This is a genomic window from Salmonella sp. SJTUF15591 (assembly GCF_043356435.1).
Taxonomy (GTDB): Bacteria; Pseudomonadota; Gammaproteobacteria; order Enterobacterales; family Enterobacteriaceae; genus Salmonella; species Salmonella enterica.
In genome coordinates, this window is the sequence record NZ_JBEUJO010000001.1 from 182,100 (window position 1) to 207,681 (window position 25,582).

Sequence of the window (25,582 nt, forward strand, 5' to 3'; positions counted from 1 at the left end):
CCGGGCATGGTTTTTCCGCAAGGTCAGGCTATCAGGGCAATTAATTGCGCTCTGTCTACGTCGGTAACGTCCTGCGGATGCCGATATCCTGCGTTCTCATTGGCCAGGGTATACAGCGCAACAAGCCAGTCATAGACATAGCGGCTGGCGGCGTGAACGGGCTGTTCGTCAAGCTTTGTTAGACGCAACATTGTCGAACGCGGCGTTGCGGCGAAAATGGCTGCGCCTTTCTGAACGCGGCTGGCCGGGCGTTGGGCCTCCTCGATATTGGCGTAGCCGAGCCAGGCGATGAAGTTACCAATGATGGCATGAAGCTGCGCGCCGCTAACCTCCTCGCGCTGCATGGTTTTCTGTAACTGCTGAGGTAAACCGAGGCGATAGCTGGCGGTAATTAAAATCTCCGCCACGGCGTTGAGCATCTGCGGTTCCAGTCCCAGACGCTGCGCATTATCCCGGCAGTGGGCCCACTGGCGCAGATGATTGATCCACATTTTGTGCGCCTGGTAGCCTGTTTCATGACCTTCTGACGCTGAAGCGCGCGTTGGTTCGTCGGCAAAGAGATCGATCGCGTCATTAAATAAACCGCTGACCTGTTCTTCTCGCGACTGTCGGGTGCGCAGCAACGCTTCGAAGTTCTGTACCGGCGGTAACAGCCCGGCCAGCAGGTCGCCATGTCTGGCGGCCTGGGACTGAAGACGCCGGATCACGGTTTCAACCGGTAGCCGCGCGTCATCAAACATCGGTAACAGATCGCGCACGCGGCCTCGCAGTTGTTCGCGTAACGCCTGTAAGCGCGCCTGTCGCTGTGGTGCCGATGTCGCCTGCGATAACCACTCCACCAAACGCTGCATACTGTGTTTATCCAGCGCCTGCAACGTTCCCCAATGCACGCCAGGTTTACCCATCAACTGCTGGACGGCTTCATCCAGATTTTGCTGGGTGGCAAAACGGGCATCCTGTGGAGTAATAGCCCAGACGACGCCGGGTAACGCTGATTCATGCTGCGGCTGCGTGGCGTTAACCCACTCCAGTAAGTGACGGGCGGCAGTGGACGTTTGCGAGCGAGATGCCAGAGCATTGCAAATCACCAGAACATCGGGCTGTACCTGTTGGCGGTAATGGGCCAGCATCCAGCCTAATTTCGCCCGCCATAACGGATGAGGATGACTGTCTGGCGCGACCGGAATATCCAGTAAATCAACGTTATCCAGTACGCTGTTTTCAACGCTTAGCACCAGTTCGCGGGTAAGCAGCGCCAGAGAATCAAGCGAAAGGCTGACCGCATTGAGCAGTCGGCCTTCCTTAACCGGATGCACCACCACATCGCTTTGCGTATCGCTGGCGGTTAGCGCCATTTGCGTCAGGAAGTTTTCCGCCGGTAAGCCAAAATGATCGACCAGCAGGCTGAGCGGCGCCGCCAGTTCCCCGGCATGGCCGGTTTGTTGCAACATATGCGCCAGCGCCAGCCATTGCTGGGTGATCTCTGGTTGCTCTCCCCACAGTAATGCCCAGGCATGCGCCCGTGTCGTGAGATCCAGCGCAGGCAAGAGCGAGGCAAAGTGTTGCCATGTCGCATCATCAATATGTTGTCTGGCGGACGGCAGGCAAGAGCGCCAGAAACTCGCGATGGTCGCTACCTCTTCAGCGGTAACGCCGGGGACGGGCTGCGGTTGGCGAAGCGATTGCCATTTCTCCAGGCGTGATGTGATAATGGATTTTTCGACCTGGCGACAAACGGGGGACGAGCTGGTCCAGGCAATAAAGATCTGCACCAGTTCGGCTTCACTGATCAAGCGCAGGCGCAACGGCCAGCCGCTCTCGTTTGAAAAAATGTCGCGCGTAAAGCGAATAGCCATATTCGCTGGCGCATGACCCGGATTGATGTGGCTGAAATAATCATAGTCACGGTCCGGCGTGATAATTTCCAGCTTGCCATTCTCGTTACCGCATAGCGTCGTTAACAGATGCGCTTTTGCGGATTGCGCATACCCGTACAGACCAACGCAGCCATGTGATGCGCAGGCGGCGTTGAGCGCTGACTCATCCGCCGCGGCAAGCGTAAGTTGCGCCAGCAGAGCGTCGGCTTCGTCATCCAGTCGCGTTGCGTAACGGCGCGTGTTGTTAACCCACTCGATAACAGCCTGGGTGGTGTTTAACGGTTTTGTCATTTCAGGTATACACTCCCGCTATCTATCCAGTAGTGGCTGCCGCTGTGGCGACGGTCAGCCAGCGTATTCAATTTTAATGTCAGCGCATCGGCGGCGACCGGCGTCCCGTCCTGGAGCCAGGCATCACTTAATATGAACGATTCCGGGGCGCTATCTTTGCTACTGCCGCGTAATTTCAGTCGGACATTCAGTACGCCGTCGCCAGCGATGGTTTTCGCCAGTTCGGCGGAATTAATGCTCAGGCAATAGAGTGGGGTTGCAGGCCAGCGACTGTTCGCCAGTTGACGGAAGCCCAACGTCACGTTGCCGCGTAGCGGAAAATGCAGGCGTGCGTCCAGCGTTGCGCCGGGTTTATCCAAATCGATCTCGTGATACCAGATATTCTCATCGCGAAGGGTATTAACGGTATTATCCAGTACGCCGAGATAACGCACAGTCGAATACGCGCCGATATCAGCCGCTTTAAAATTGAAACGCGGCAGACGTAAGTCCAGCGCCAGGCTGCATAACATCGCGCCCACCGCAGCAGTGGATTTTGGATTGCCGATACGCCCTTGCTGACTGAAGGGATACCATTCATGTACCTGATACTTATCCATCCACACAATGCGATTAACCGGCACCGGTTGTAAGTGCCGGATGAGCGCCTGTACGCCGGGTAAACAGGTCGGTCTCCCCGTCACCAGCAAGATATCGCAGTGATAGTGGGAGATCGCTTCGCAAACCGCATGAAGCGGCGTTGTCAGCGTAAACTGACCGGCCAGCAGAGCCTCCTGAAGCTGGCTAAACTGGATTTGCAACGGCACATTGAATATATCAAATGTCGGCGAACCAGACGGTAAGGCATGATCGATCGCCTGCTGGATATAGTTCATCACGTTGCTTGTTGGGCGGCGGATCAGCAGATCGCCAAATGTTGCATGTAAACCAGCAAACGGATCGTTAATGTCGCTTTGCTCCCAGGCGGAAAGTACCGCATGGCCCAGCGGCATAAATAATTGCAGCGCCGTTTGCTGGCGCAAAATGGCCTGAGTATCAATTCGTCCCGAATCGCCAAATAAGGTCGCCAGCAGGGCGGCGGCATCCGTAACGCCTGCCCGTTGCAACGCCGTTTGCAGGGAAGGAAGTACGCAACGCTGAATGATATCCAATAGCAGATCGTCCCCGGCGACTTTAAAACCTTCGCGAAACAGGAGATGAGGCGTAATTTTTACATTGGCCCCCACGCCGTCATCTAACTGATAGTGAACGATCGCCATATCCGTCGTGCCGCCGCCGATATCAATCGATGCCACGCGCAACGCGCGTCCGGGGACGACGCCGGGTTCAGGCTGGCGATCCGGTCTGGCCAGCGCATTAAAAAAGGATTCGGTACGCCCGGCGTAATGCGAAATGGCTTCGTTATAAAGCCATACCAGTTGGCCGCAACTTGCTTCGTCCCATTCCATCTGTATTTCTGGTACCGGCACCACGCTTTTTTCACGCTGCTTAGGCGTGGTGAAATCCTCATCCTGCGGATGCCAGCCCATGGCTTTCCAGACCAGCGCCAGCGCTTCAAACATTCGCTGGCGGAAAATTTCTCGCTCCTGTTTCGGCATAGCGGAAGGCAGCGTTAAAATCAGGGTGCGTAGCTGGCGCGGCGAGGCGGGAAAGCCGAGCCGCAGCCGGGTGGCGACGCTGTTAATTTGCCCCAGCGCCTGAGCCAGAATTTCGCACAACATATGCGTCATCAAGGTGCTACGGCTGTATTGCGGCGAAAAAACCGGTAGCCTTTCTTCATGCGGCAGGCGGAATAACGGCTGTCCGTCGTCGTTCATCAGATTCATCAGCGGAAACGCGGTGGCAAGCGGTTCGCGCTGCGTTTTACCGTGGATCTGACTAAAACGCCAGTCCTGCAAGGCGGGGGTTTCATCCCACAGGTAGCGGCGCGGGCTGGAGATGCCGCTGCTGCCTTCGGTGCCCACACGCTGCATAGCAAGGGCGCGAGCCTCGTCGCCCACACGCACAATGGAAGGCCAGACAAAGGCGTCGTCTCGTCCGCTTTCGACAGAAAAGTGTTGCTTGCCAAAGCGCGCTTCCGAGAATTCTACCCGGCTGGTAAATAAAGGGTCGTTCAGATACTGCGGCTCGCTTAAAGAACGCACCTGAAGCTCTGCCGTCTGGCGTAACCCGTCATTCGCATCGCCATGATCCTCGATCAAGACGCCGCAGGTATGCGTATTGCCGACATCCAGAATCAGATCGACCGGGATTGCGGGCGTGCTTAACGTATGTGTCACAAACTTCACTTCCGGCACCGTAAGCTGTTCGCCTAACAGCGTCAGTAAATTCAACCAGTGCGCCTGATACTCAAAGCTACGCAGCGCTTGTTGTATGGCCTGTTCCGGACGGTTTTCCACCTGTGAGGCATACTGAAGAAACGACTCGCGCAGCCAGCCGTCAATCCATGTCTGGTCAAGAAAATCGGCAACTTCTTCATCGCGCCAGGCGAGCGCAAAACGTGTGCCATTGAGCAGATCGTTTTCGCAAGGCGCCAACGCCGCAGGCATATTTTTTGCCAGCTGACTGTCGAAGGCGAGGGTGATGCGGTGTGTGTTTCCGGCGCTATCTGGCTCGCTGAGTTTACGTACCTGAATGCGCGCCCAGTTATCCGGCCCGTCAATAAAGGTACGCGGCGGATTAAAACGCAGGAACGGCAGGGGAAGCCAGATTCCGTCGAGTACATCCAGAGAATAGTGCAGCGTCTGAGTGCTTTCCGGTTTCACGACTTCGGGTTGGCCGCCAGCACGTCCTGGCAACGTGTAGCGCCCGCTGGTCAGATCAAAATCGAGGCGCAGTAGCGGGCCGTTTGCCGTTTTGCGCACAAAACGTCCGTAGTGGGCCGACTCTTGCGGCGTTAAGCCAAAATCAAGAAACTGGACGCCGCTGTTTGCAATGAGCGTGACGCTCTGTTTGTAATCACACAGATTGACCAACATAAAATCAGGCACCTATCTTTTTAAACGTCAACGGAATTGCCGCGTGGTCGCCATAACGGGCGGTACAGGTTGCGACGTCATTGACGCCTGCTTTACAGGTAATTTCCGGCATCGGATAACGTGAACCGTCGGTGCAGCGCGCATTGCCGCGACTTTTAATCATCAGCTCGCCCGTTTGATGCAGACCAGAGAAAATTTCCGCCCGACAAACCACGTTATCGCCATGTACTACGCGCGCGATACCTTTGTTATTTTGGATCTGATAACGCAGAGAGGGCGGCTTGCCGGTAATCGGATCTTTGACATCCACGCTGACCCGCCAGCTACCGTTTAAAAAGCGCGTGGTTCCAAGCTTCATCTGCGTACTGTCCATCACCAGCGCGTCTTTGGGGATAGCGGCAATGATAACAGGCGCTTCCGGCAGCGGCGCCGCTTTGGGGGCGGGCGTCACCTCAGCGCGATGCAGCGGCAAATGCGCGGTGAGTTCAGGCAATGGGGTAACGTCAGTTTTCGCGGTAGCGACAGGCGCGGCGCGAACAGGAGAGGACCCGTCAACGGATGAAGATGGCCAGAAAAAAGGCGTGGCGACGGCGGCGATAACCACGGCAGCGACAGGTAAGCTCCACAGCGGTAGACGGCGAGCTCTTTTCGCCTCAGCAACCGGGATGGGTGTGGCCGTCTTCGGCTCGCTAACGATAACGGGCGGCGCAACAGGTTCCTCCGGCATTTTCGGCGGCTCAATGACAGACGTTAACAAGGGTTCATCCGCCTGACTAAACGCCGCCTCTACCAGCGGCTTTTCTTCGGGCTCCGGCTCCGGCTCGACCAGAGGGATGTCGGGGATTGCCTCGGTTATCCGCAGGCAGTCCAGCACATCATCGCGTGTATTTTCGTTGAGATTAACGAATCCCCAGAAGGTGATAACCGGTTTGCCGTTAACCAGGAAAACATGATTTTCGCCGGGAAATTGCGTCGCTTTCTCAAGTAGCGATCCAAATAGCTGAAGCGCTGTTTTACCGGATTGCAGACTTTTTCGACTGAGTGCAGCCGCGCTTTCAAAAGTGCTGGCTAAATAACGTAAAGCCCGAGAACGTGTCTCTTCGTCAGCCGCTTTCCACGCTATCGCCTGACCTTCAATCGGCGAATACCAGTCAACCCGATCGCCATTATCGTTAAGTTGCGGAATCGCCAGACAGTCAACCATCGCCTGCTGTTTACGCAGACGAAGCGTTTCGCGAATTTGCAATGCTGATTCAAATACGGCCTGACCGCCGCCGCCCACGGCCTGATAATCATCCAGATTGCCGCTGCGCAAGAGAGATTTTGCCACGTTGTTATCCCTTAGACTTCTTCACGCGTCTACTTTACGGGGTCTATACGCAAGCAAACGGCGGAAGAAAGGCAAAAAGGCGCGAATTCTCGGTCTATTAAGCCCCGTGTTTCCACTTGACGTAAGTTAAATCAGGGTGGCGGCGGCGAATTACCGCATCGGGCGACAATAACGCGTATAATAGGCGAATCATGCTGTTACAGAATAAAGAGTAGGAGAGCTTATGTCGCACCTGGAGGAAGTGAGCGCCCGCGTGGATGCCGCCATCGCGGAGAGCGTAATTGCCCATATGAATGAATTGCTGATTGCCTTGAGCGATGACGCTGAATTACGTCGCGAAGATCGTTATGTGCAGCAGCAGCGTTTACGCACGGCTATCGCGCATCACGGCAGGCAATATCAAGAAGATCGGGACGCGCGCCGCGAGCAGCTCACCAAAGGCGGCACGATCCTGTAACCCATTAAAACTGGCGCTTCGCAATCAGCCATGCGCCAATGACCAGCAACAGCGCGCCAAACGCCGGCCCGACCATTGCGCGTAACGTGACGCTGTGGCTACGCGCGATATCCAGCGCCAGTCCGCCGATTAACTGGCTGGCGACCAGTACCGCGATAGTCGTCGCGGCGCCAACGTTCTGATACCCGCTAATGCTGGCAAATACAAAAAATGACCCCAGCAGACCGGGGATCAATGTCCACCAGCGAACGCTGGCGACCAGCTCGCCGAAGCCCGTAGCGCCTTGCTTAAACCACAATATCGTCACAAATAAAACGATCCCTACCAGCGAGTTCAACAACATAGCGATCAGAATCGTCGATGATGTCTGCGTAATACGCACCATAATACTGTTTTGTACCACCAGCCCGACGCCGGCGGCGATCAAAAAGATAAGCGTCAGCGACTGGTTCATCAGCAGGCGTCCGGCGCGGCGTGTTCATCAAGCTGGAGCTGCATAAACGTAAGATCTAACCAACGGCCAAATTTTACGCCGACCTGCGGCATTTGCGCGGTAACGGTAAATCCCAGCGAATGATGCAGGCGTATCGAGGCGGCATTCTGTGACTCAATGCCGGCTACCATCACATGCTTGCCGCAGCGTCGGGCTTCATCGATCAGTCTGCTGAGCAGTTTTCGCCCCAGTCCTTTCCCCTGGTGCGCCGGATGAACATAAACCGAGTGCTCGACGGTATAGCGAAAACCGTCGAAACTGCGCCAGTCGCCAAATGATGCATAGCCAGTCACCACGCCATTTTCTTCGCTTACCAGCACCGGATAGCCCAGTAATTGACGGGCCTCATACCAGGCAAGGCGATTATCCGTATCGACCGTCCGATCGTTCCAGATGGCCGCAGTATGTAATACCGCATGGTTATAGATTTCGGTAATCGCGGCGCAGTCTGCTTTATCGGCAAAGCGAATCGTCATAGGGAACCCCAGGGAATGTTTACGATAGTGTTAGAAATACTATTGAAGGCGGCATAAATCAACGAATTAGCGCAAGAATTCATATTTAGCGAGAGGGGAAAGAAAGTCGTTCATAAAAGCGCACAGCCTGATATCTGAGAGTGTTTAACTCCCTCAGAAAGCTAATGTTCGACTATTATTGATGGATTATGCCAGGCATGAGGAGAATAGAATGAAGCAACAGACCAACCGAAATCGTCGTTGGGTTTTGGCCTCGCGTCCCCACGGCGCGCCGCAGATGGATAACTTCCGCCTCGAAGAAGATGACGTCGCGACGCCCGGTGAAGGGCAGGTGCTATTGCGTACCGTTTTTTTATCACTCGACCCTTATATGCGTGGCCGCATGAGCGATGAACCCTCTTATGCGCCGCCAGTTGAACCTGGCTGCGTTATGGTTGGCGGTACGGTCAGTCGCGTTGTCGCGTCAAACCATCCTGATTACCGACCAGACGAATGGGTGTTGAGTTACAATGGTTGGCAGGATTATGACATTTCAGATGGCGAAGGGTTGGTAAAGCTGGGTGATAATCCGCAACATCCTTCCTGGTCATTGGGTATTTTAGGAATGCCGGGGTTTACCGCCTATATGGGGTTACTGGATATCGGCCAGCCGAAAGAGGGCGAAACGCTGGTTGTCGCCGCCGCCACCGGCCCCGTAGGCGCAACGGTTGGGCAAATTGGCAAGCTGAAGGGCTGCCGGGTCGTGGGTATTGCTGGCGGCGCGGAAAAATGCCGTCATGCGACAGACGTTTTGGGATTTGATCTGTGCCTTGATCATCACGCTGATAATTTCCCACAACAGCTTGCGCAGGCCTGCCCGCAGGGTATCGATATCTATTATGAGAATGTCGGTGGTAAAGTCTTTGACGCCGTCTTACCGCTACTGAATACGTCGGCGCGGATTCCGCTCTGCGGTCTGGTCAGCGGCTACAATGCGACAGCGTTGCCGGACGGTCCAGACAGACTGCCGCTGCTGATGGCGACATTACTTAAAAAGCGTATTCGCCTGCAAGGTTTTATCATCAACCAGGACTATGGTCACCGGATACATGAGTTTCAGCAAGAAATGGGGCGTTGGATCAAAGAAGGGAAAATACATTATCGGGAGCAGATTACTGATGGGCTGGAAAATGCGCCAGAAGCGTTTATGGGGCTGCTGGCGGGGAAGAACTTTGGCAAAGTCGTGATACGTTTAGCGGACGATGCGTAAAGAAAAAATGGCGGCATTATGTCGCCATAAAAATGTGCAAATTTTAAAATTGCGGCTTTACTTATATTCATCATTCAGATCGCGGTGGGGCAGCTTATCTCCCTCAGCGGCCTGAACCGGTCAAAAATCTCGATACATGAAGGAATGACGGAGATAAAACGGTTGCCATAAAGAAACCTGTATTGTTGTAAAAGATGAGAATATCACGCAAGTAAATTATCACTTTTATTTATTTGGCCGTTCAGGCCTGGATTATCTTTTTTACAATTAAGTTCCGAAACTTCTTCGGGACTCGATTGCGATGTTGTTCTGCCAAGAGGTGAAGGAAGGAAAATGCCGGGTACGGAAAAAACACAACATATAAGCCTGACCACACAGGTTGAAAATCGGTTAAAGCATCAATTGTCTATTGGCGCATTAAAACCAGGCGCAAGGCTTATCACTAAAAATATCGCTCAAGAGTTAGGCGTCAGTATTACGCCAGTGCGTGAGGCCCTGTTAAGGCTGGTCTCTTCCAGTGCTTTGGCGGTGGCGCCAGCACAGGCGTTTATGGTGCCGGAGATCTCGCTGGAAAGTTTGCTGGAAATTAATACGATTCGTACTGCCCTGGAGGAGATGGCGGTGGTCGCCGCTGCGGGTAAGATTACCCCGGATCGCGAGCAGACGCTGAATGCGCTATTAGATGAATTTCAACAGGCGCTGGAAAGTGGCGTTATGGAGAAAATTCTTTTGGCCAACCGCGCATTCCGCTTTGAGATCTACCACTACGCGGATATGCCAACGCTGTATGCCATGATCGAGCAATTATGGGTACGCCTGGGGCCAAGCCTGCATTTTTTATATGATAATTTTAAACTTGATGATTATCAAAACGGCGTTAATCTGTACAGAAAATTGCTTAATGCGTTAGTGACAGGTGATAAAGAAGCCAGTCGCCACTGCCTACAGAACGTTTTGCAACAAAACGTAGCGACGATTAAAAATCAGTACTTCATGTAACCTTCATGCAACTATGACTTATCAATAGCGGGGGCTTCCCGCTATTGCCGGATCTTTGCCGGATATTTATTCAAATTGCCATGCCAGATTAATCCCCACGCCATAGTTACGCCCTGGCGCTGGCTCATAATATCGGCCATTAGATTCATTAACGATCACCGAACCGATATATTCTTTATCAAATAGATTATCTACCCGCCCAAAAATATCGACGGTAAGCTGACTGTAATTAAATTTATACCCTGTATTTAGTCCAACAACGGTATACGAAGGCGCTTTGGCGGTATTTTCATCATTGGCCATGATATCGCCCATATACCGCACGTCTGTTCCGGCGTACCACCCCTCATCCGGGATAAAACCTAATGAGGCGAATCCCATATTACGGGCGATGCCGGGCATCCGGTTTCCATCACAGTTTTGCCCCTGACAAACGTTACTGCGATAGGTCGCATCCAGCCAGGTCCATGATGCTTTCATCCGCCAGTCGCCAGCGAAGCGCTGGTCCAACGCGAGCTCTGCGCCCTGGCGGCGCGTTTTGCCCGCGTTTTTGTAGGTAGTGCGTCCTCCCATACTGCTGGCGACGACAATTTCATCATCGGTATCGGTTTGAAATAACGCGGCGGTCAACAAGCCGTTGCCAATCCGCGTTTTACTGCCGACTTCCACCGTATCATTGGTCGACGGTTTGAGGTCAAAGTTGAACCCGCTTTGGCCGTCAGCGCGATAAGAAAGCTCATTAATAGTGGGAGTTTCAAATCCGCGACCGGCAGCAAGATAGAGATTCCAGGCGTCAGTTAACGCATATTTTAGCGATCCGGCGGGTAGCCAGTGGTGATAGCTGGCGTCGCCGCTATCATCGCCATTGCCGGGCGCGATATAGTGATCGTTAGAATCGAACCACACGGAACTGTAGCGCACGCCAGCATCCAGCGAGAGTTTTTGCGTAAGCTGCCACTGGGTTTGCAGATAAGGATCGACATTCCACATCAGGTTACGCTCATTCCGGCGTAAATCGCCTTTATGCCCAAACTCAGGGGTGCCGTTGTTGAGGCGGAAGTTATTGTAACCCTTGCGGTTTTCGCTCATGTTTTCATAATTTAATCCGCCAGTGAAGGTGACCGGCACACCTAATTCTCCCCGGTGAGTCCAGCGGGAATCAATGCCCTGATAGTGGCGTTGCAGTGTAATTACGCCGCCAGCCTGGGCCGGTTTTAGCTGTGCCACCAGGGGAATAGACTGGTATTGCGTGGTTTCCCGCTCTCCGGCGTAGGCCATCACGCTGATATCATCCTGCGCGCTGAGCTGACGTTCATAACGCAATCCTGCCTGAGTTTGTTTGATGGTTTTACGCGTATTGTACTGTTCAGCGCGCGGCGCCTGTTGCGGATCGGCTTTCCATTCAGATTCGGTGAGTCCGCCGGGATCGTCCGCCTTAATGTCCACACTATTAAAAATCAGCGAGAGTTTACTGACATCGTCAAGGCGAACGCCCAGTTTGGCATTAGCCAGATTTTTTCGCGCGCCGCTGTGATCGCGGTAGCCGTGGGTGGTGAAACGGGTAGTCGATACCGTGTAATCCACGTCGCCTGGCTGTGTGCCGTCACCCATCGCGCCCGTGGCTTTTAGCCCATAGCGCCAGCTTCCATAACTGCCGTAGTAGCTGCTGGCCTCAAGGGTGGGCGGCTGTCTCCCGGTTTCGGTGGTGACATTTATCACGCCGCCGGAAGCATTGCCGTATAGCGCTGAGAAGGGGCCGCGTAACACTTCAACGTCTTGTATGCTGTTAATATCAATATTCGAAATCTGGCCTTGTCCATCCGGCATGGTGGCGGGAATGCCATCAACATACAGACGAATGCCGCGCACGCCAAAGGCGGAACGCGAGCCAAATCCACGGATAGAGATTTGCAGATCCTGCGCGTAGTTCTGCCGGTTCTGCACCTGCAATCCCGGGACGCTGGTTAAAGACTCAGATAAATTGACGCGCGGCGTCGCCAGACGCATGTCTTCTCCCTCAATGACGCTAACGGCGGCAGGTGTATCCAGTTCGGATACGGTTTGCGGCGTTGCGGTGACTATCATGGTTTGTTCATTGGGCGCGCTGGCGGCCTGAAGGACCGGGGAGAAGGTCAGAGGCAATAAGAGGGCGGGATAAAGTCGCTGTCTAACGGAAATAATTTTCATGAAAATGCCGGATAAATGTAAGCGTATCAACGGAAAACGTGACATTAAGGGTAGTCAATATGTAAAGTTTTGAAATTTTAATCGCACATTAAGTTAAGAAAATGTGCGGTATTTAAGAGCCATGACATTCGCAGGCGAGGAAAAGCTCCACTTTCTGATAAATAATGATTATTATTCTCAACTTATAATAAGTGCGGAACGAAGATCCCGCGCAGCGAAGTAGTGTGAAGCAGCTATACACGTTTTTATCAAAGGGAGTCGTCATGCACTTACGTCATCTTTTTTCGCCGCGCCTGCGTGGTTCTTTATTGTTAGGTTCGCTCCTCGTCGCATCCTCATTTAGCACGCTGGCGGCGGAAGACATGCTGCGTAAAGCGGTAGGCAAAGGCGCTTATGAGATGGCCTGGAGTCAGCAAGAAAACGCGCTCTGGCTGGCTACATCGCAAAGCCGTAAACTGGATAAAGGCGGCGTAGTTTATCGTCTCGACCCGGTGACGCTGGAAATCACGCAAGCGATTCATAACGATCTCAAGCCGTTCGGCGCCACCATCAATGCCGCGACCCAAACGCTGTGGTTTGGCAATACCATTAACAGCGCTGTTACCGCGATTGATGCCAAAACGGGTGATGTAAAAGGTCGTCTGGTACTTGATGCGCGCAAACGTACTGAAGAGGTTCGTCCGTTACAGCCCCGTGAGCTGGTTGCCGATGCGGCGACCAACACGATCTACATTAGCGGTGTTGGTAAAGAGAGTGCTATTTGGGTAGTGGATGGCGAAACCATCAAACTGAAAACGACGATCGAAAATACCGGCAAAATGAGTACGGGTCTGGCGCTCGATAGTAAAGCGCAACGCCTGTACACCACCAATGCGGATGGCGAATTTATCACCATCGATACCGCCAGCAATAAAATTCTCAGTCGTAAGAAGTTGCTGGATGACGGTAAAGAACACTTCTTTATTAACCTGAGTCTCGATACCGCAGGTCATCGCGCGTTTATCACCGACTCGAAGGCGACTGAAGTCCTGGTTGTCGATACCCGTAATGGCAATATTCTTGCCAAAATCGCGGCGCCTGCTTCTTTGGCCGTCCTGTTTAACCCGACACGTAACGAGGCGTATGTGACGCATCGTCAGGCAGGTCAGGTCAGCGTGATCGATGCGAAGACCTATAACGTTGTTAAAACGTTCGATACGCCGACGTACCCGAATAGCCTGGCGCTATCGGCAGACGGTAAAACGCTCTACGTCAGCGTGAAGCAGAAATCGACACGTGAACAAGAAGCGACGCAGCCGGATGATGTTATTCGCATTGCTCTGTAAATAGGGTATGGAGGGGGAAACCCCTCCAGTCATCTCTTTAAACGCACCGATACGCCTCGTTACACCCCGCCGATAGCCTGATGATTCTGTGAGAATTACACTGCCTTTTTGCTGTAGTTAACTCATTATATTCACGAGGAAAATATGAAAAAGTTATTTATATACTCAGGTTTGGGCATGATGTTTTTTATGCTTGCGGGTTGTACAACCAACTATGTGATGACGACGAAGAATGGGCAAACGATCGTAACTCAGGGTAAGCCACAGTTAGATAAAGAGACGGGGATGACCAGTTATACCGATCAGGAAGGCAACCAGCGGGAAATTAACAGCAATGATGTGGCGCAGTTGATTAAGGCTGACTAAGTATTGGGCGCGATGGGCAACGCGCATTAAACCCGGCAGGCCTGGGGCTGCCGGGGAAGGGGAATGTTATGTCGCTGCTTCTTCTTTCAATACGACACTCTCTGTCGAATCCGCCGTCACTGGCGCAGTGCGATGGATCTCCGCCACGCGACGTCGCACGCCAAACCAGCCGGCGACCAGCAGAATGGCGATCAGCGGCAACGAGGCGATAGTGTAAGTTCCATTCGGGTAGTCAAACGCCATGAGTACCAGCACGCTTAGTAAAAACAGCAGTGTTAGCCAGGAGGTAAAAGGCGCGCCGGGCAGTTTAAAACTGACGTCTGCGGCTTTGCCTTCTTTTATCGCCTGGCGTAAACGCATCTGGCACACCATGATAAACGCCCACGATGCGATAATGCCGAGCGAGGCAAAATTAAGAACGATCTCAAACACGCGGGAGGGGACCAGGTAATTCAGGAACACGCCGACCACGTAAACCACCAGAGTCGCCAGAATACCCGCATAGGGCACATGCTGACGGCTCATTTTCGCCATGAATTTCGGCGCGGAACCCCCCATCGACATTGAACGTAAAATTCTCCCCGTACAGTAAAGCCCGGAGTTCAGGCTGGAAAGCGCGGCGGTTAACACCACGATATTCATAATACTGCCGATATAAGGCACGCCAAGTTTAGAAAAGAAGGTGACAAACGGACTTTGCCCCGCCTGGTAGGCGTTCCACGGCAGCAGCAAAACCAGCAATACGACCGATCCTACATAGAAAAGACCAATACGCCAGATCACGCTATTGATGGCTTTTGGCACCATCGTCTGTGGATCTTTGCACTCCCCAGCGGCGGTACCGACCAGTTCAATCGACGCAAAAGCGAACACCACGCCCTGAATCAGTACCAGCGCGGGCAACAGGCCGTGCGGGAAAAAGCCGCCATTATCTGTAATCAGGTGAAAACCGGTGGCATTACCCTCAAGCGGTTGACCGGTACCGAGAAAAATCGTGCCTACCACCAGGAAGATAACAATGGCGAGTACTTTTATCAGCGCGAACCAGAACTCCATTTCGGCAAACCATTTTACGCCGATCATGTTCATGGTACCGACAATGGTTAACGCGCCGAGCGCGAACACCCATTGCGGAACGTCGCCAAATGCGCCCCAGTAGTGCATGTATAACGCCACTGCGGTGATATCGACGATCCCGGTCATCGCCCAGTTAATAAAGTACATCCAGCCTGCGACGTAGGCCGCTTTTTCACCCAAAAATTCACGGGCGTAGGAGACGAAACTCCCGCTGGAAGGGCGATGCAATACCAGTTCGCCCAGCGCGCGTAAAATGAAAAAAGAAAAAATGCCGCATATCAGATAGACCAGCGCCAGTGCCGGTCCGGCCATTTGCAATCGGGCGCCTGCACCTAAAAATAAACCGGTGCCAATCGCGCCGCCGATAGCAATCATCTGAACCTGACGATTCCCCATCGCTTTGTGATACCCCTCTTCATGGGCGTTCAGCCAGCGTCGTTTCGCCGCATGTTGTTCTGCGGCGTGCGTAGTCTGTGTTTTCATTACGTTACCTGTTATAGCCTGTCCTGACAGAAAAATTCCTTATGCCGCGACGGGCGCTCACCAATCGATTGCCTGCAATGGCGAATGCCGCTTTTCCCTGATTCTGTGACAGGGATAAAACCGCCGGCGGAGCATCCTACCTGCAATTGTTAAATGACGCAAAACATACGGGAAGAACAAAATGAGGATGTCGAGTTTATTTGTGTGGTCAGATGTGGAGCGGTGTGGTCACGATTCAGCCAGATAAGACGCCAGCACAAATCCGCAGTGATTACTTTGCGCAATAATTAATCAGTGTTAATCCCTGCAGGGATTTATGGTCATAGATATGACCTCGAACGGTAAACCACCTGACGATATTGAAGCAGCATAAGATAAGGCCGTTGCGCCTGTTATTCTCATTTTCTCCTGAAAATGTATGCCTTTGAGCAATTTTGTTGATTGACATATCGTCATAATGAGAGAGGAGTAGGACATATAAAGCTATTGAGCAAAATTTGAAGGAGTAGGATATGCCACATACATCAGTTTCTACCTATGGCAGAGCTTTATCAGGAAATAAGCTACCTCATGTTGCTGCAGGAGATTATGAAAATAAATTATCAACAAAAATCATGAAAGGCATCTTGTATGTGCTTACCGCAGGACTGGCCTACGGATTTACAAGAGTAATTGAACATTATTGCAATGTTACGCCTAAAGTTGAGGAGTTCTGTGCCAATGCAGGGAATATCCATGATCACCTTGCTGATGCTGTATGTGATGGACTGTATGCTATAGATGTCGAGCTTTCTGATGGTCGGAGGTTAATATTCGAACAACTCTCGCTGATAGCTGGAGGTAAGCCAATCGTCAGGATATCGGATGGCGAACATTCCGTTGAGGTTGAGGGAACCTTTGAAGATATTTGTATGAGACTGGAAGAGGGCTTTTTAGAAGCGCCAGCGTACTATCATTATGATATTGATAAAGACCATAAAACCGTCAGAGAACGAATAGCAGCATATAATGCCTTACCTCAGGCATTAGGCGCCATTCCGAGTTTAGAACATTATATCGCTCGGGCCAGCGACATGCCGGAGGCGAAAGCGCAACGGGCGGCCGACATAAAAGAGCGTTACCGTAACTATTTGGACACTTATTAAAAAGCGTTTATGTTTAGCCAGTTTTGTTAGAAATCAGACTCGCTGAGCTGGCGTTAAAAATTTTAACACGCCGCTATTTTGGCGGCGTGTCGCAAAGAGATTCTCAGAACCCGATTTCCGTTTGTACGCCAAAATTCCACGTACCTCCGGCGCTGTAGCCGGCCTGTCTTATTTTTTTCAAAAGTATCCAACGCTATTCCACGGATAGGGTATCCTGTTGCGCAGCGATATCCGCCTCAGCCTGTGTGCCGAACGCAAGCATTAATGTTAATGGAAGCCTCAGATGACCTCTTTTTTACATGCTTATTTTACGCGATTACATTGTCAGCCGTTGGGGGTTCCTACGGTTGAAGCGCTCAGAACGCTTCACTTAGCGCACAACTGCGCGATTCCTTTTGAAAATCTGGATGTTCTACTGCCTCGTGAAATACAGCTCGATGAGACGGCATTAGAGGAGAAACTGCTTTATGCCCGACGCGGTGGATACTGTTTTGAACTGAATGGCCTGTTTGAACGTGCGTTACGCGACATCGGTTTTAACGTCCGAAGCTTATTGGGGCGGGTCATTCTGTCTCATCCCGCCAGTTTACCGCCACGCACGCACCGTTTGCTGCTGGTTGATGTTGAGGATGAGCAGTGGATCGCAGACGTGGGGTTTGGCGGCCAAACGCTAACCGCGCCGCTTCGTCTGCAGGCTGAAATTGCTCAGCAAACGCCGCATGGCGAATACCGCCTGATGCAGGAGGGGAGCACATGGATTTTACAATTCCGCCACCATGAGCACTGGCAGTCGATGTACTGTTTTGATCTGGGGGTGCAGCAGCAGAGCGATCATGTGATGGGCAATTTCTGGTCGGCTCACTGGCCGCAATCCCATTTTCGTCATCATTTGTTGATGTGCCGCCATTTGCCTGATGGCGGCAAGCTGACATTAACGAATTTCCACTTCACGCGTTACCACCAGGGACATGCCGTTGAACAGGTCAATGTACCGGATGTACCGTCGTTGTATCAGTTACTTCAGCAGCAGTTTGGTCTCGGCGTAAATGATGTAAAGCACGGTTTTACCGAGGCGGAGCTGGCCGCGGTAATGGCTGCATTTGATACCCATCCGGAGGCGGGAAAATAATTTTTTGCCGCGAGGATTTGCGGGCCTGACAAAGATTAAAAAGTAATGGCCCATTCGGCATGAAACAGAATGACCGCCTGGCCGGAGATGGTGACGTTTTCCGGCTGGTTATCGCGAATGGTGACGGTAACATCAACAGTACCCTCTTTACCTAAAGCGCGCCCCTGATGGCCTTGAATCTGCAGCGTTTTACCGTCATGCGCCATCAGGCCATGATGGACGAGCCATGCCCCCATCGGGCCATTGGCGTTTCCCGTTACCGGATCTTCCACAATCCCTATCGCCGGGGAAAACATTCGCCCATCGGTTTCGTTTTTTCCCGGACGAATCTGGAAAGGAAAAAAGCCGTTACAGCCAATTTGCTGGCTGATTGCCGTCAGGGCTGCCAGATTCGGAGAAAGGGCATCAATATCAACGTCTGGTTTGAGCAGGATCATCACTTTTGCATGTCCTGTTGAAGCCACCTGAATTGGCGCTCCCGGCACGATATCATCTTCAGTCAGGTTCAGTGCGGTGATGATGGCAGTCCGAATCTCTCCGACTAACGGTGGATCAAAAGAGGGCTGACCTTGTTCCAGCGTGATGCGATAGTCGTTGTGTTCGGCATGAATTTCAACGCGATGACGGCCCGCTAACGAGGTTTGCCAGACGGTGGTGTTTCCCAACCCCAGTACCGTTGCCCGAACATAATGCGCGGCCACGGTGGCATGACCACAGATGGGGACTTCTACTGTCGGTGTAAAATAGCGTATGCGCACATCACTCTCTTCGCTTTTTAGCAAAAAGGCGGTTTCCGAGTGACGAAGTTCACGGGCAATCAGCTGCATCTGCGCGTCGCTTAGCGTATCCGCATGTAAGACAACGCCAGCAGAGTTGCCGCGAAAGGGTTCGCTGGTGAAGGCGTCAACATGGTAAATCTGCGGTTTCATTGATGTTCTCCTTTGACTGAAGAATCATCATAGCCTGTGCGTTGCCGAATGACGACGCCCAGGCGTTTTTCTTTGCCCGGTAAGCGTACGCCCCGGGCAAAGAGAATTAGCGGCGGGTACGAACAATCTGGTAGCGACGGGTGAAATACTCAAACGGCGCGCTCCAGACATGAACCAGACGGGTGAACGGGAAGAGCAGGAAAATAGTCATTCCCAGCACCAGATGAACGCGGAAAACAAACGCCACACCGTTCAGCATTTCCGAAGACCCGCCGCGGAAGGTGACAATACTTTGCGCCCAGCCCACCAACTTCATCATTTCGCTGCCATCCGGATATTGCGCCGAAAACGGAATGGTGCTCAGGCCAAGCAGGCACTGAATCAGCAAAATGCTCATGATGATAATATCTGGTGTAGTGGACGTCGCCCGCACACGCTGATTGGTCAGACGACGCCACAGTAATCCCGCGCCGCCGATCAACGTTAATACGCCGCACACGCCGCCGAGGATCATCGCCATTTGTTGTTTTACCGCAATTGGCAGGAACCAGGCATACATCCAGTGTGGCGTCAGCATCCCGAACAGATGGCCAAAAAAGATCCCCAGAATGCCAATATGGAACAGATTCGACCATATCACCATCCCGCGCTTATCCAGCATCTGGCTGGACGACGCGCGCCAGGTATATTGTCCGTAGTCATAGCGCAGCCAACTGCCGAGGAAGAAGACCGTGGCGCAAATATAGGGGTAGATATCGTAAAAAAAGACGTTCAGGTACTGTATCATTTCGGGCCTCCCGCGCTGACGTCGACGTACTGCGGCGCCGCGTCCTGGCTAAAGCGTCGTTGATAATGGTGTAACGGTGAACTGTCACAGATCGTGGCGTTATCTTCGATAAACTTCACCTGTTCTTCTTCCCAGACGGCATCCAGTGCCTGACGGGTATCATCCCGCGATTCCTGAACAATCTGTTTGGTGACACTGTCACTTGTAAGCGTACTGCCCGCCAGCGTCAGCAGGGCGTCAAACAGTTGATACCACGGCGCTCCTCGCTGTTTCAGACGACCGCCCAGCAGCGCCAGAATAGGGGCAATATTCTGTAATCCCTCGCGCGCTTCCGCTTCCGGCAACACGCTTAAGTACTCCAGATAGAGCGGCAGGTGATCCGGTAGTTCGCGGCAGTTGAGCTGCAGGCCCACGGTTTCATACTGGCTTAACAAATCGACCATCGCCTGGCCGCGATCGCGGGACTCCGCATGAACATGCTCGAATAACAGCAATGAAGTGGCGCGCCCGCGGTCAAACACTTCACACCATTCTGCTTGTTTATCCAGTAACGGCGCATAAAGCAGCTCGCGAGTGAAGTCGGCCAGCATTGGCGCATCGTGTTGGATAAGGGTGAGCGCTTCATCCCGACATTCCCACAACTCGTCGTCCGGATACTCCATCAACAGGCCAATCGCTTTGAGGATTTGCATTATTCCCCCTCCGCTTTATCACGCACTTCGGTGATATTGATGGCATCAATACGGCTACTGTTGAACAGGTTGAATTTGGTATCCGAGCCGTGACAACCGTCGCCAAAAGTAAAGCCGCAGCCGTTGCGCTCCGGAAAGACATCGCGCGCCATTTCCCGGTGACTGGTGGGAATGACAAAACGATCTTCATAATTGGCAATCGCCAGGTAGCGATACATCTCTTCAACCTGTTGTACGCTCAGACCCACTTCGTCAATCGCGCGGGTATCCGTCACGCCTTCAACCGTCTGCGAGCGCATGTAGTGGCGCATCGCCATCATCCGCTTTAGCGCCCGAATGACCGGACCGGTATCGCCCGCGCTGAGCATATTGGCCAGGTATTGTACCGGAATACGCAGCGTCTCCACCGCCGGCAGAATATTGCCATTGTGCGGCAACCCGCCCGCGTCGGCGTATGACTGGATGGGCGACAGCGGCGGTACGTACCAGACCATCGGCAGGGTACGGTATTCCGGGTGCAGCGGAAGCGCCAGCTTCCAGTCCATCGCCATTTTGTACACCGGCGACCGTTGGGCGGCGTCGATGACGTTTTGCGGGATGCCCTGTTTAAGCGCCTCTTCGATGACCGCCGGATCGTGCGGATTGAGAAACACATCGCACTGACGTTCATACAAATCTGTCTCGTGTTCGGTACTGGCCGCGTCTTCAATCCTGTCGGCGTCGTAGAGCAGAACGCCAAGATAACGGATGCGCCCGACGCAGGTTTCCGAACAAACGGTCGGCTGGCCGGATTCAATACGCGGATAGCAAAATATGCACTTCTCAGACTTGCCGCTCTTCCAGTTAAAGTAGATTTTTTTGTACGGGCAGCCGCTGATACACAAACGCCAGCCCCGGCATTTATCCTGGTCGATTAGCACGATGCCGTCTTCTTCACGCTTATAAATAGCGCCACTTGGGCAGGTGGCGACACAACTGGGGTTCAGGCAGTGTTCGCACAGGCGCGGCAGGTACATCATGAAGGTGTTTTCGAACTGACCGTACATCTCTTTTTGTATGTTGTCGAAGTTACGGTCGCGGGCGCGTTTTTCAAACTCGCCGCCGAGCAGCTCTTCCCAGTTTGGCCCCCAGATCACCTTGTCCATCCGTTTTCCGTCAATCAGTGAGCGAGGACGGGCAGTGGGCTGATGCTTACTCTCTGGCGCATGATGTAAATGCTGATAATCGAAGGTAAAGGGTTCATAGTAATCATCGATTTGCGGAATCACCGGGTTGGCGAAAATTTTGCTAATTACCCCCATTTTGCCGCCCAGACGGGGCCTTATCTTGCCATTAACATCACGAACCCAACCGCCTTGCCACTCCTGCTGGTCTTCCCAGTTTTTGGGATAGCCGATGCCCGGTTTAGTTTCGACGTTATTGAACCATGCGTATTCCATCCCTTCACGTCCGGTCCAGACGTTTTTACAGGTGACGGAGCAGGTGTGACAGCCAATACATTTATCGAGATTCAGTACCATCCCAACCTGTGAGCGTATTTTCATTTTTTCGCCTCCTGTACCTGATCCCGGCCCTCATCATCCAGCCAGTTAATGTTTTTCATCTTCCTGATCATGATGAATTCATCGCGATTCGAACCCACGGTTCCGTAATAGTTGAAGCCGTAAGCCAGTTGCGCATAGCCGCCGATCATATGCGTCGGTTTTGGACAGACCCGGGTCACGGAGTTATGGATCCCGCCGCGCATCCCGGTCACTTCCGAGCCCGGAATATTCATAATTCGCTCCTGGGCGTGGTACATCATGGTCATACCCGGCGGAACGCGCTGGCTGACCACCGCACGAGCGGTAAGAGCGCCATTAGCGTTGAAGGCTTCAATCCAGTCGTTATCTTCAATACCCAATTCACGGGCATCGGCTTCGCTGATCCAGACAATCGGCCCGCCGCGCGACAAGGTCAGCATCAGCAGGTTTTCGCTGTAGGTGGAGTGAATTCCCCATTTCTGGTGCGGCGTCAGGAAGTTAAGCGCTTTTTCCGGGAAACCGTTGGGCGGAATTTCTCGCATTTCGCTGACGCTGCGGGTATCAATCGGCGGACGATATGCCACCAGGCTTTCGCCAAAAGCGCGCATCCACGCATGATCCTGATAGAGTTGTTGCCGCCCCGACAACGTACGCCACGGGATCAGTTCATGTACGTTGGTATACCCGGCGTTATAAGAGACATGTTCGCTTTCCAGTCCTGACCAGGTCGGGCTGGAGATAATTTTGCGCGGTTGCGCCTGGATATCACGAAAGCGAATTTTCTCATCTTCTTTATTGATGGCCAGATGGGTGTGCTCGCGCCCGGTCATCTCGCCCAACGCCTGCCAGGCTTTCACCGCCACCTGGCCGTTAGTTTCCGGCGCTAAGGCAAGAATCACTTCCGAAGCATCCAGCGCGGTGTCGATGCGCGGACGTCCTTTCGCCGGACCATCGTGTTTGGTGTAATTGAGCTTACCGAGGAAATCGACCTCGGCCTGGGTATTCCAGGAGATACCTTTGCCACCATTTCCGAGTTTGTCCATTAGCGGGCCGAGCGAGGTAAAACGTTCATAGGTGGCCGGATAATCGCGTTCAACCACGACGATATTGGGGGCGGTTTTGCCCGGAATAAGTTCGCACTCGCCTTTACGCCAGTCGAGAATATCAAATGGCTGCGCCAGTTCCGCCGGGGAATCATGCTGGAGCGGGTGTAACACCACATCGGTTTCCTGTCCGAGGTGTCCGACACACACTTCAGAAAAGGCGCTGGCGATGCCTTTGTAGATCTCCCAGTCGCTTTTGGATTCCCAGGCAGGATCGACCGCGGCGGAAAGGGGGTGGATAAACGGATGCATATCCGAGGTATTCATATCGTCTTTTTCATACCAGGTGGCGGTCGGCAAGACGATATCGGAAAACAGACAGGTACTGGACATACGGAAATCAAGCGTGACCAACAGATCGAGCTTGCCCTCAATCGCGGCGGACTGCCATTCCACCTCTTCAGGCTTAATTCCTTCGCTGGAACCCAGCGCTTCGCCCTGGATACCGCTGTCTGTGCCCAGCAGATATTTGAGCATGTACTCATGACCTTTCCCGGAGGAGCCGAGCAGGTTAGAGCGCCAGACAAATAAATTTCGCGGGTGATTATGACCACTGTCAGGCTGTTCGCAGGCAAAACGGATAGCGCCTGATTTCAACGCCTGCACGGTATAATCCGCCGCAGACAGCCCGGCTTTATCGGCGCTCGCTTTCACGCTGAGCGGGTTAAGATTAAGCTGCGGCGCCGAGGGTAGCCAGCCCATACGTTCCGCGCGCACGTTGAAATCGATCAGATGTCCGGAAAATTTAGCCGGATCGGCCAGCGGCGACAGCAACTCTTGCGCAGTCAGTTTTTCATAGCGCCACTGGCTGGCATGGTTGTAGAAAAACGAGGTACTGTTCATCTGACGCGGCGGGCGATTCCAGTCCAGCGCGAAGGCCAGCGGCAGCCAGCCGGTTTGCGGCCGCAGCTTCTCCTGGCCGACATAGTGCGCCCAGCCGCCGCCGGTTTGTCCAACACAGCCGCAGAACACCAGCATGTTAATCATCCCACGGTAATTCATATCCATGTGATACCAGTGATTCACTCCCGCGCCGAGGATGATCATTGAGCGACCGTGAGTTTTATGGGCGGTCTCGGCAAATTCACGCGCAATAGTTTCGATATGTCGACGCGGCACGCCGGTAATCTGTTCGCCCCAGGCCGGCGTGTAGGCTTTTACGTCGTTATAATTATTGGCGCTATGGCAGTCATCCAGACCACGATCCAGCCCATAATTCGCCAGCACCAGATCGTAAACGCTGACGACCATCCGCTCGCTACCGTCCGCCAGAGCCAGGCGTTTCACCGGTAACTGACGTACCAGCACCGGTTCCTGCCGCACGCTGCGAAAATGTGGGTTTTCGTTGCCGCCAAAATAGGGGAAGGCGACACCCGCCACGTCATCATGCTGACCGAGTAAAGAGAGCGACAGTTCAGTTTCGACGCCCGCCGCCACCGGTTCCAGGTTCCATTTTCCCTTTTCGCCCCAGCGAAAACCGATAGAACCGTTGGGCGCGACCAGTTCGCCCGTACTGTTGAGCGCGACGGTTTTCCATTCCGGATTATTGGCTTCTCCCAGTCCATCCACCAGATCCGACGCGCGCATCATACGCCCCGGCACATAACTGCCGTCTGCGCGCTCATCCAACAGGACCAGCATTGGCATGTCGGTATAACGGCGGCAATAGTTAAGAAAATAGTCGCTGGGATTATCGAGATGAAACTCTTTTAAAATAACGTGACCCATGGCCATCGCCAGCGCGCTGTCGGTACCTTGCTTTGGCGCCAGCCACTGATCGCACAGTTTAGCGACTTCGGAATAGTCCGGGGTGATGGCGATCGTCTTAGTGCCTTTGTAGCGCACTTCAGTAAAGAAGTGGGCGTCCGGGGTACGCGTCTGCGGCACGTTAGAGCCCCAGGCAATAATGTAGGCTGAGTTATACCAGTCGGCAGACTCCGGCACATCAGTCTGCTCGCCCCAGGTCATTGGAGACGCGGGCGGAAGATCGCAATACCAGTCATAGAAGCTCAGACAAGTACCGCCAAGCAGTGACAGATAACGTGTTCCGGCGGCGTAAGAAACCATCGACATCGCCGGAATAGGTGAAAACCCCGCCACACGATCCGGACCATAGGTTTTGATTGTCCAGACGTTAGCGGCGGCAATGAGCTGATTCAGCTCTTTCCAGTTCGAACGAATAAAGCCGCCATGTCCGCGCACCTGTTTGTAACTTTGGCATTTTTGCGGGTCGTTCATTATAGATTCCCATGCCAGTACCGGATCGCTGTGCCGGGAAAGGGCCTCGCGCCACAGTTCTATCAGCCGTTTACGCACCAGAGGGTATTTCAGACGATTGGCGCTATAGAGATACCAGGAGTAGCTGGCGCCGCGCGGGCAGCCGCGCGGTTCATGGTTCGGTAAATCGGGACGCGTGCGCGGGTAGTCGGTTTGTTGAGTTTCCCACGTCACCAGACCGTTTTTGACATAAATTTTCCAGCTACAGGAGCCCGTGCAGTTGACGCCGTGGGTTGAGCGCACGATCTTATCAAACTGCCAGCGCTGGCGATAACTGTCTTCCCAGTCGCGGTTGGTATGCATCACCTGACCATGGCCGTCGGCAAAGGTATCGCCTTTTTGTTTAAAGTAACGAAAGCGATCCAACAGTTTACTCATGACATTTCTCCTGCTTCGATAAATTTTCCGC

Annotated in this window: 19 protein-coding genes; 7 read left to right on the forward strand and 12 right to left on the reverse strand. The window is 53.2% G+C overall.

Features of this window, described 5'->3' with window-relative positions; translation table 11 throughout:
* Positions 1 to 23 precede the first annotated feature (23 nt).
* The 3 genes from srfC to srfA are packed head-to-tail and all read right to left on the reverse strand — an operon-like array spanning position 24 to position 6,476.
* Positions 24 to 2,168 carry a virulence-associated effector SrfC gene (gene srfC, locus ABVM99_RS00890; RefSeq protein WP_023195132.1) on the reverse strand — a complete coding sequence of 715 codons (2,145 nt, stop codon included), beginning with the start codon at positions 2,166 to 2,168 and terminating at the stop codon, positions 24 to 26.
* Positions 2,165 to 5,146 (reverse strand): virulence factor SrfB, encoded by a 2,982-nt coding sequence (locus ABVM99_RS00895; RefSeq protein ID WP_000960825.1) that lies wholly within the window; start codon positions 5,144 to 5,146, stop codon positions 2,165 to 2,167. Before ABVM99_RS00895 ends, srfC begins: the two co-directional genes overlap by 4 nt.
* A 4-nt stretch (positions 5,147 to 5,150) precedes the next feature.
* Positions 5,151 to 6,476, reverse strand: a complete 1,326-nt coding sequence (gene srfA / locus ABVM99_RS00900) for a virulence-associated effector SrfA (RefSeq protein WP_023195275.1) — start codon at positions 6,474 to 6,476, stop codon at positions 5,151 to 5,153.
* 223 nt (positions 6,477 to 6,699) lie between these two features.
* Here srfA and ABVM99_RS00905 point away from each other — a divergent pair, with 223 nt between their 5' ends.
* A complete protein-coding gene (locus tag ABVM99_RS00905) occupies positions 6,700 to 6,933 on the forward strand; it encodes a YdcY family protein (RefSeq protein WP_000018720.1) in 234 nt (77 codons plus the stop codon).
* 4 nt (positions 6,934 to 6,937) lie between these two features.
* On the opposite strand, the gene ABVM99_RS00910 is transcribed toward ABVM99_RS00905, so the two are convergent.
* Positions 6,938 to 7,387, reverse strand: a complete 450-nt coding sequence (locus ABVM99_RS00910) for a DMT family transporter (RefSeq protein ID WP_023195274.1) — start codon at positions 7,385 to 7,387, stop codon at positions 6,938 to 6,940.
* Entirely contained in the window at positions 7,387 to 7,902 is a 516-nt protein-coding gene (gene mddA, locus ABVM99_RS00915) for an L-methionine sulfoximine/L-methionine sulfone acetyltransferase (protein WP_000155373.1), read from the reverse strand. Before mddA ends, ABVM99_RS00910 begins: the two co-directional genes overlap by 1 nt.
* A 211-nt stretch (positions 7,903 to 8,113) precedes the next feature.
* On the opposite strand from mddA, the gene ABVM99_RS00920 reads away from it, so the two are divergent.
* Positions 8,114 to 9,151 carry an NADP-dependent oxidoreductase gene (locus ABVM99_RS00920; protein WP_001517827.1) on the forward strand — a complete coding sequence of 346 codons (1,038 nt, stop codon included), beginning with the start codon at positions 8,114 to 8,116 and terminating at the stop codon, positions 9,149 to 9,151.
* A gap of 333 nt (positions 9,152 to 9,484) precedes the next feature.
* Positions 9,485 to 10,150 (forward strand): colanic acid/biofilm transcriptional regulator McbR, encoded by a 666-nt coding sequence (gene mcbR / locus ABVM99_RS00925; protein WP_001119592.1) that lies wholly within the window; start codon positions 9,485 to 9,487, stop codon positions 10,148 to 10,150.
* Positions 10,151 to 10,216: 66 nt separating this feature from the next.
* Here mcbR and pqqU read toward each other — a convergent pair whose 3' ends face one another.
* Positions 10,217 to 12,337, reverse strand: a complete 2,121-nt coding sequence (pqqU, locus tag ABVM99_RS00930) for a TonB-dependent receptor PqqU (RefSeq protein WP_023195744.1) — start codon at positions 12,335 to 12,337, stop codon at positions 10,217 to 10,219.
* 263 nt (positions 12,338 to 12,600) lie between these two features.
* Between pqqU and ABVM99_RS00935 the strand changes: the two genes are divergently transcribed.
* On the forward strand, positions 12,601 to 13,662 hold the full coding sequence (locus ABVM99_RS00935; protein ID WP_000550636.1) for a YncE family protein: 1,062 nt from the start codon (positions 12,601 to 12,603) through the stop codon (positions 13,660 to 13,662).
* Positions 13,663 to 13,806: 144 nt separating this feature from the next.
* Entirely contained in the window at positions 13,807 to 14,028 is a 222-nt protein-coding gene (locus ABVM99_RS00940) for a YgdI/YgdR family lipoprotein (RefSeq protein ID WP_023195496.1), read from the forward strand.
* Positions 14,029 to 14,094: 66 nt separating this feature from the next.
* On the opposite strand, the gene ansP is transcribed toward ABVM99_RS00940, so the two are convergent.
* Positions 14,095 to 15,588: an L-asparagine permease gene (gene ansP, locus ABVM99_RS00945; RefSeq protein WP_000857112.1), complete on the reverse strand. Its 1,494-nt coding sequence runs from the start codon at positions 15,586 to 15,588 to the stop codon at positions 14,095 to 14,097.
* 512 nt (positions 15,589 to 16,100) lie between these two features.
* Between ansP and ABVM99_RS00950 the strand changes: the two genes are divergently transcribed.
* Positions 16,101 to 16,733, forward strand: a complete 633-nt coding sequence (locus ABVM99_RS00950) for a hypothetical protein (protein WP_001120866.1) — start codon at positions 16,101 to 16,103, stop codon at positions 16,731 to 16,733.
* A 283-nt stretch (positions 16,734 to 17,016) separates the two neighbouring features.
* Positions 17,017 to 17,862, forward strand: coding sequence for an N-hydroxyarylamine O-acetyltransferase (nhoA, locus tag ABVM99_RS00955; protein ID WP_000200329.1), 846 nt, complete (start codon positions 17,017 to 17,019; stop codon positions 17,860 to 17,862).
* A 35-nt stretch (positions 17,863 to 17,897) separates the two neighbouring features.
* On the opposite strand, the gene ABVM99_RS00960 is transcribed toward nhoA, so the two are convergent.
* The 5 genes from ABVM99_RS00960 to ABVM99_RS00980 form a co-directional block, all read right to left on the reverse strand.
* Positions 17,898 to 18,791 carry a PhzF family isomerase gene (locus ABVM99_RS00960; protein WP_023194880.1) on the reverse strand — a complete coding sequence of 298 codons (894 nt, stop codon included), beginning with the start codon at positions 18,789 to 18,791 and terminating at the stop codon, positions 17,898 to 17,900.
* Between the two features lie 106 nt (positions 18,792 to 18,897).
* Complete coding sequence (gene narI, locus ABVM99_RS00965; RefSeq protein WP_000617103.1) at positions 18,898 to 19,578, reverse strand: respiratory nitrate reductase subunit gamma; 681 nt, start codon at positions 19,576 to 19,578, stop codon at positions 18,898 to 18,900.
* Positions 19,575 to 20,270 (reverse strand): nitrate reductase molybdenum cofactor assembly chaperone, encoded by a 696-nt coding sequence (gene narW / locus ABVM99_RS00970; protein WP_023194748.1) that lies wholly within the window; start codon positions 20,268 to 20,270, stop codon positions 19,575 to 19,577. The genes narI and narW overlap by 4 nt, the downstream gene beginning before the upstream one ends.
* A complete protein-coding gene (gene narH, locus ABVM99_RS00975; RefSeq protein ID WP_023194747.1) occupies positions 20,270 to 21,814 on the reverse strand; it encodes a nitrate reductase subunit beta in 1,545 nt (514 codons plus the stop codon). The genes narW and narH overlap by 1 nt, the downstream gene beginning before the upstream one ends.
* The gene (locus tag ABVM99_RS00980; RefSeq protein WP_052938186.1) at positions 21,811 to 25,551 is read right to left on the reverse strand and encodes a nitrate reductase subunit alpha; all 3,741 of its coding nucleotides are present in this window, start codon (positions 25,549 to 25,551) and stop codon (positions 21,811 to 21,813) included. Before ABVM99_RS00980 ends, narH begins: the two co-directional genes overlap by 4 nt.
* Between the last annotated feature and the right edge of the window lie 31 nt (positions 25,552 to 25,582).

Excerpts from the sequence above, each read along its gene's own strand:
- srfC (WP_023195132.1), bottom strand. The coding sequence starts at position 2,168 with ATGACAAAACCGTTAAACACCACCCAGGCTGTTATCGAGTGGGTTAAC.
- ABVM99_RS00895 (WP_000960825.1), bottom strand. The coding sequence starts at position 5,146 with ATGTTGGTCAATCTGTGTGATTACAAACAGAGCGTCACGCTCATTGCA.
- ABVM99_RS00905 (WP_000018720.1), top strand. The coding sequence starts at position 6,700 with ATGTCGCACCTGGAGGAAGTGAGCGCCCGCGTGGATGCCGCCATCGCG.
- ABVM99_RS00910 (WP_023195274.1), bottom strand. The coding sequence starts at position 7,387 with ATGAACCAGTCGCTGACGCTTATCTTTTTGATCGCCGCCGGCGTCGGG.
- mddA (WP_000155373.1), bottom strand. The coding sequence starts at position 7,902 with ATGACGATTCGCTTTGCCGATAAAGCAGACTGCGCCGCGATTACCGAA.
- ABVM99_RS00920 (WP_001517827.1), top strand. The coding sequence starts at position 8,114 with ATGAAGCAACAGACCAACCGAAATCGTCGTTGGGTTTTGGCCTCGCGT.
- mcbR (WP_001119592.1), top strand. The coding sequence starts at position 9,485 with ATGCCGGGTACGGAAAAAACACAACATATAAGCCTGACCACACAGGTT.
- pqqU (WP_023195744.1), bottom strand. The coding sequence starts at position 12,337 with ATGAAAATTATTTCCGTTAGACAGCGACTTTATCCCGCCCTCTTATTG.
- ABVM99_RS00935 (WP_000550636.1), top strand. The coding sequence starts at position 12,601 with ATGCACTTACGTCATCTTTTTTCGCCGCGCCTGCGTGGTTCTTTATTG.
- ABVM99_RS00940 (WP_023195496.1), top strand. The coding sequence starts at position 13,807 with ATGAAAAAGTTATTTATATACTCAGGTTTGGGCATGATGTTTTTTATG.
- ansP (WP_000857112.1), bottom strand. The coding sequence starts at position 15,588 with ATGAAAACACAGACTACGCACGCCGCAGAACAACATGCGGCGAAACGA.
- ABVM99_RS00950 (WP_001120866.1), top strand. The coding sequence starts at position 16,101 with ATGCCACATACATCAGTTTCTACCTATGGCAGAGCTTTATCAGGAAAT.
- nhoA (WP_000200329.1), top strand. The coding sequence starts at position 17,017 with ATGACCTCTTTTTTACATGCTTATTTTACGCGATTACATTGTCAGCCG.
- ABVM99_RS00960 (WP_023194880.1), bottom strand. The coding sequence starts at position 18,791 with ATGAAACCGCAGATTTACCATGTTGACGCCTTCACCAGCGAACCCTTT.
- narI (WP_000617103.1), bottom strand. The coding sequence starts at position 19,578 with ATGATACAGTACCTGAACGTCTTTTTTTACGATATCTACCCCTATATT.
- narW (WP_023194748.1), bottom strand. The coding sequence starts at position 20,270 with ATGCAAATCCTCAAAGCGATTGGCCTGTTGATGGAGTATCCGGACGAC.
- narH (WP_023194747.1), bottom strand. The coding sequence starts at position 21,814 with ATGAAAATACGCTCACAGGTTGGGATGGTACTGAATCTCGATAAATGT.
- ABVM99_RS00980 (WP_052938186.1), bottom strand. The coding sequence starts at position 25,551 with ATGAGTAAACTGTTGGATCGCTTTCGTTACTTTAAACAAAAAGGCGAT.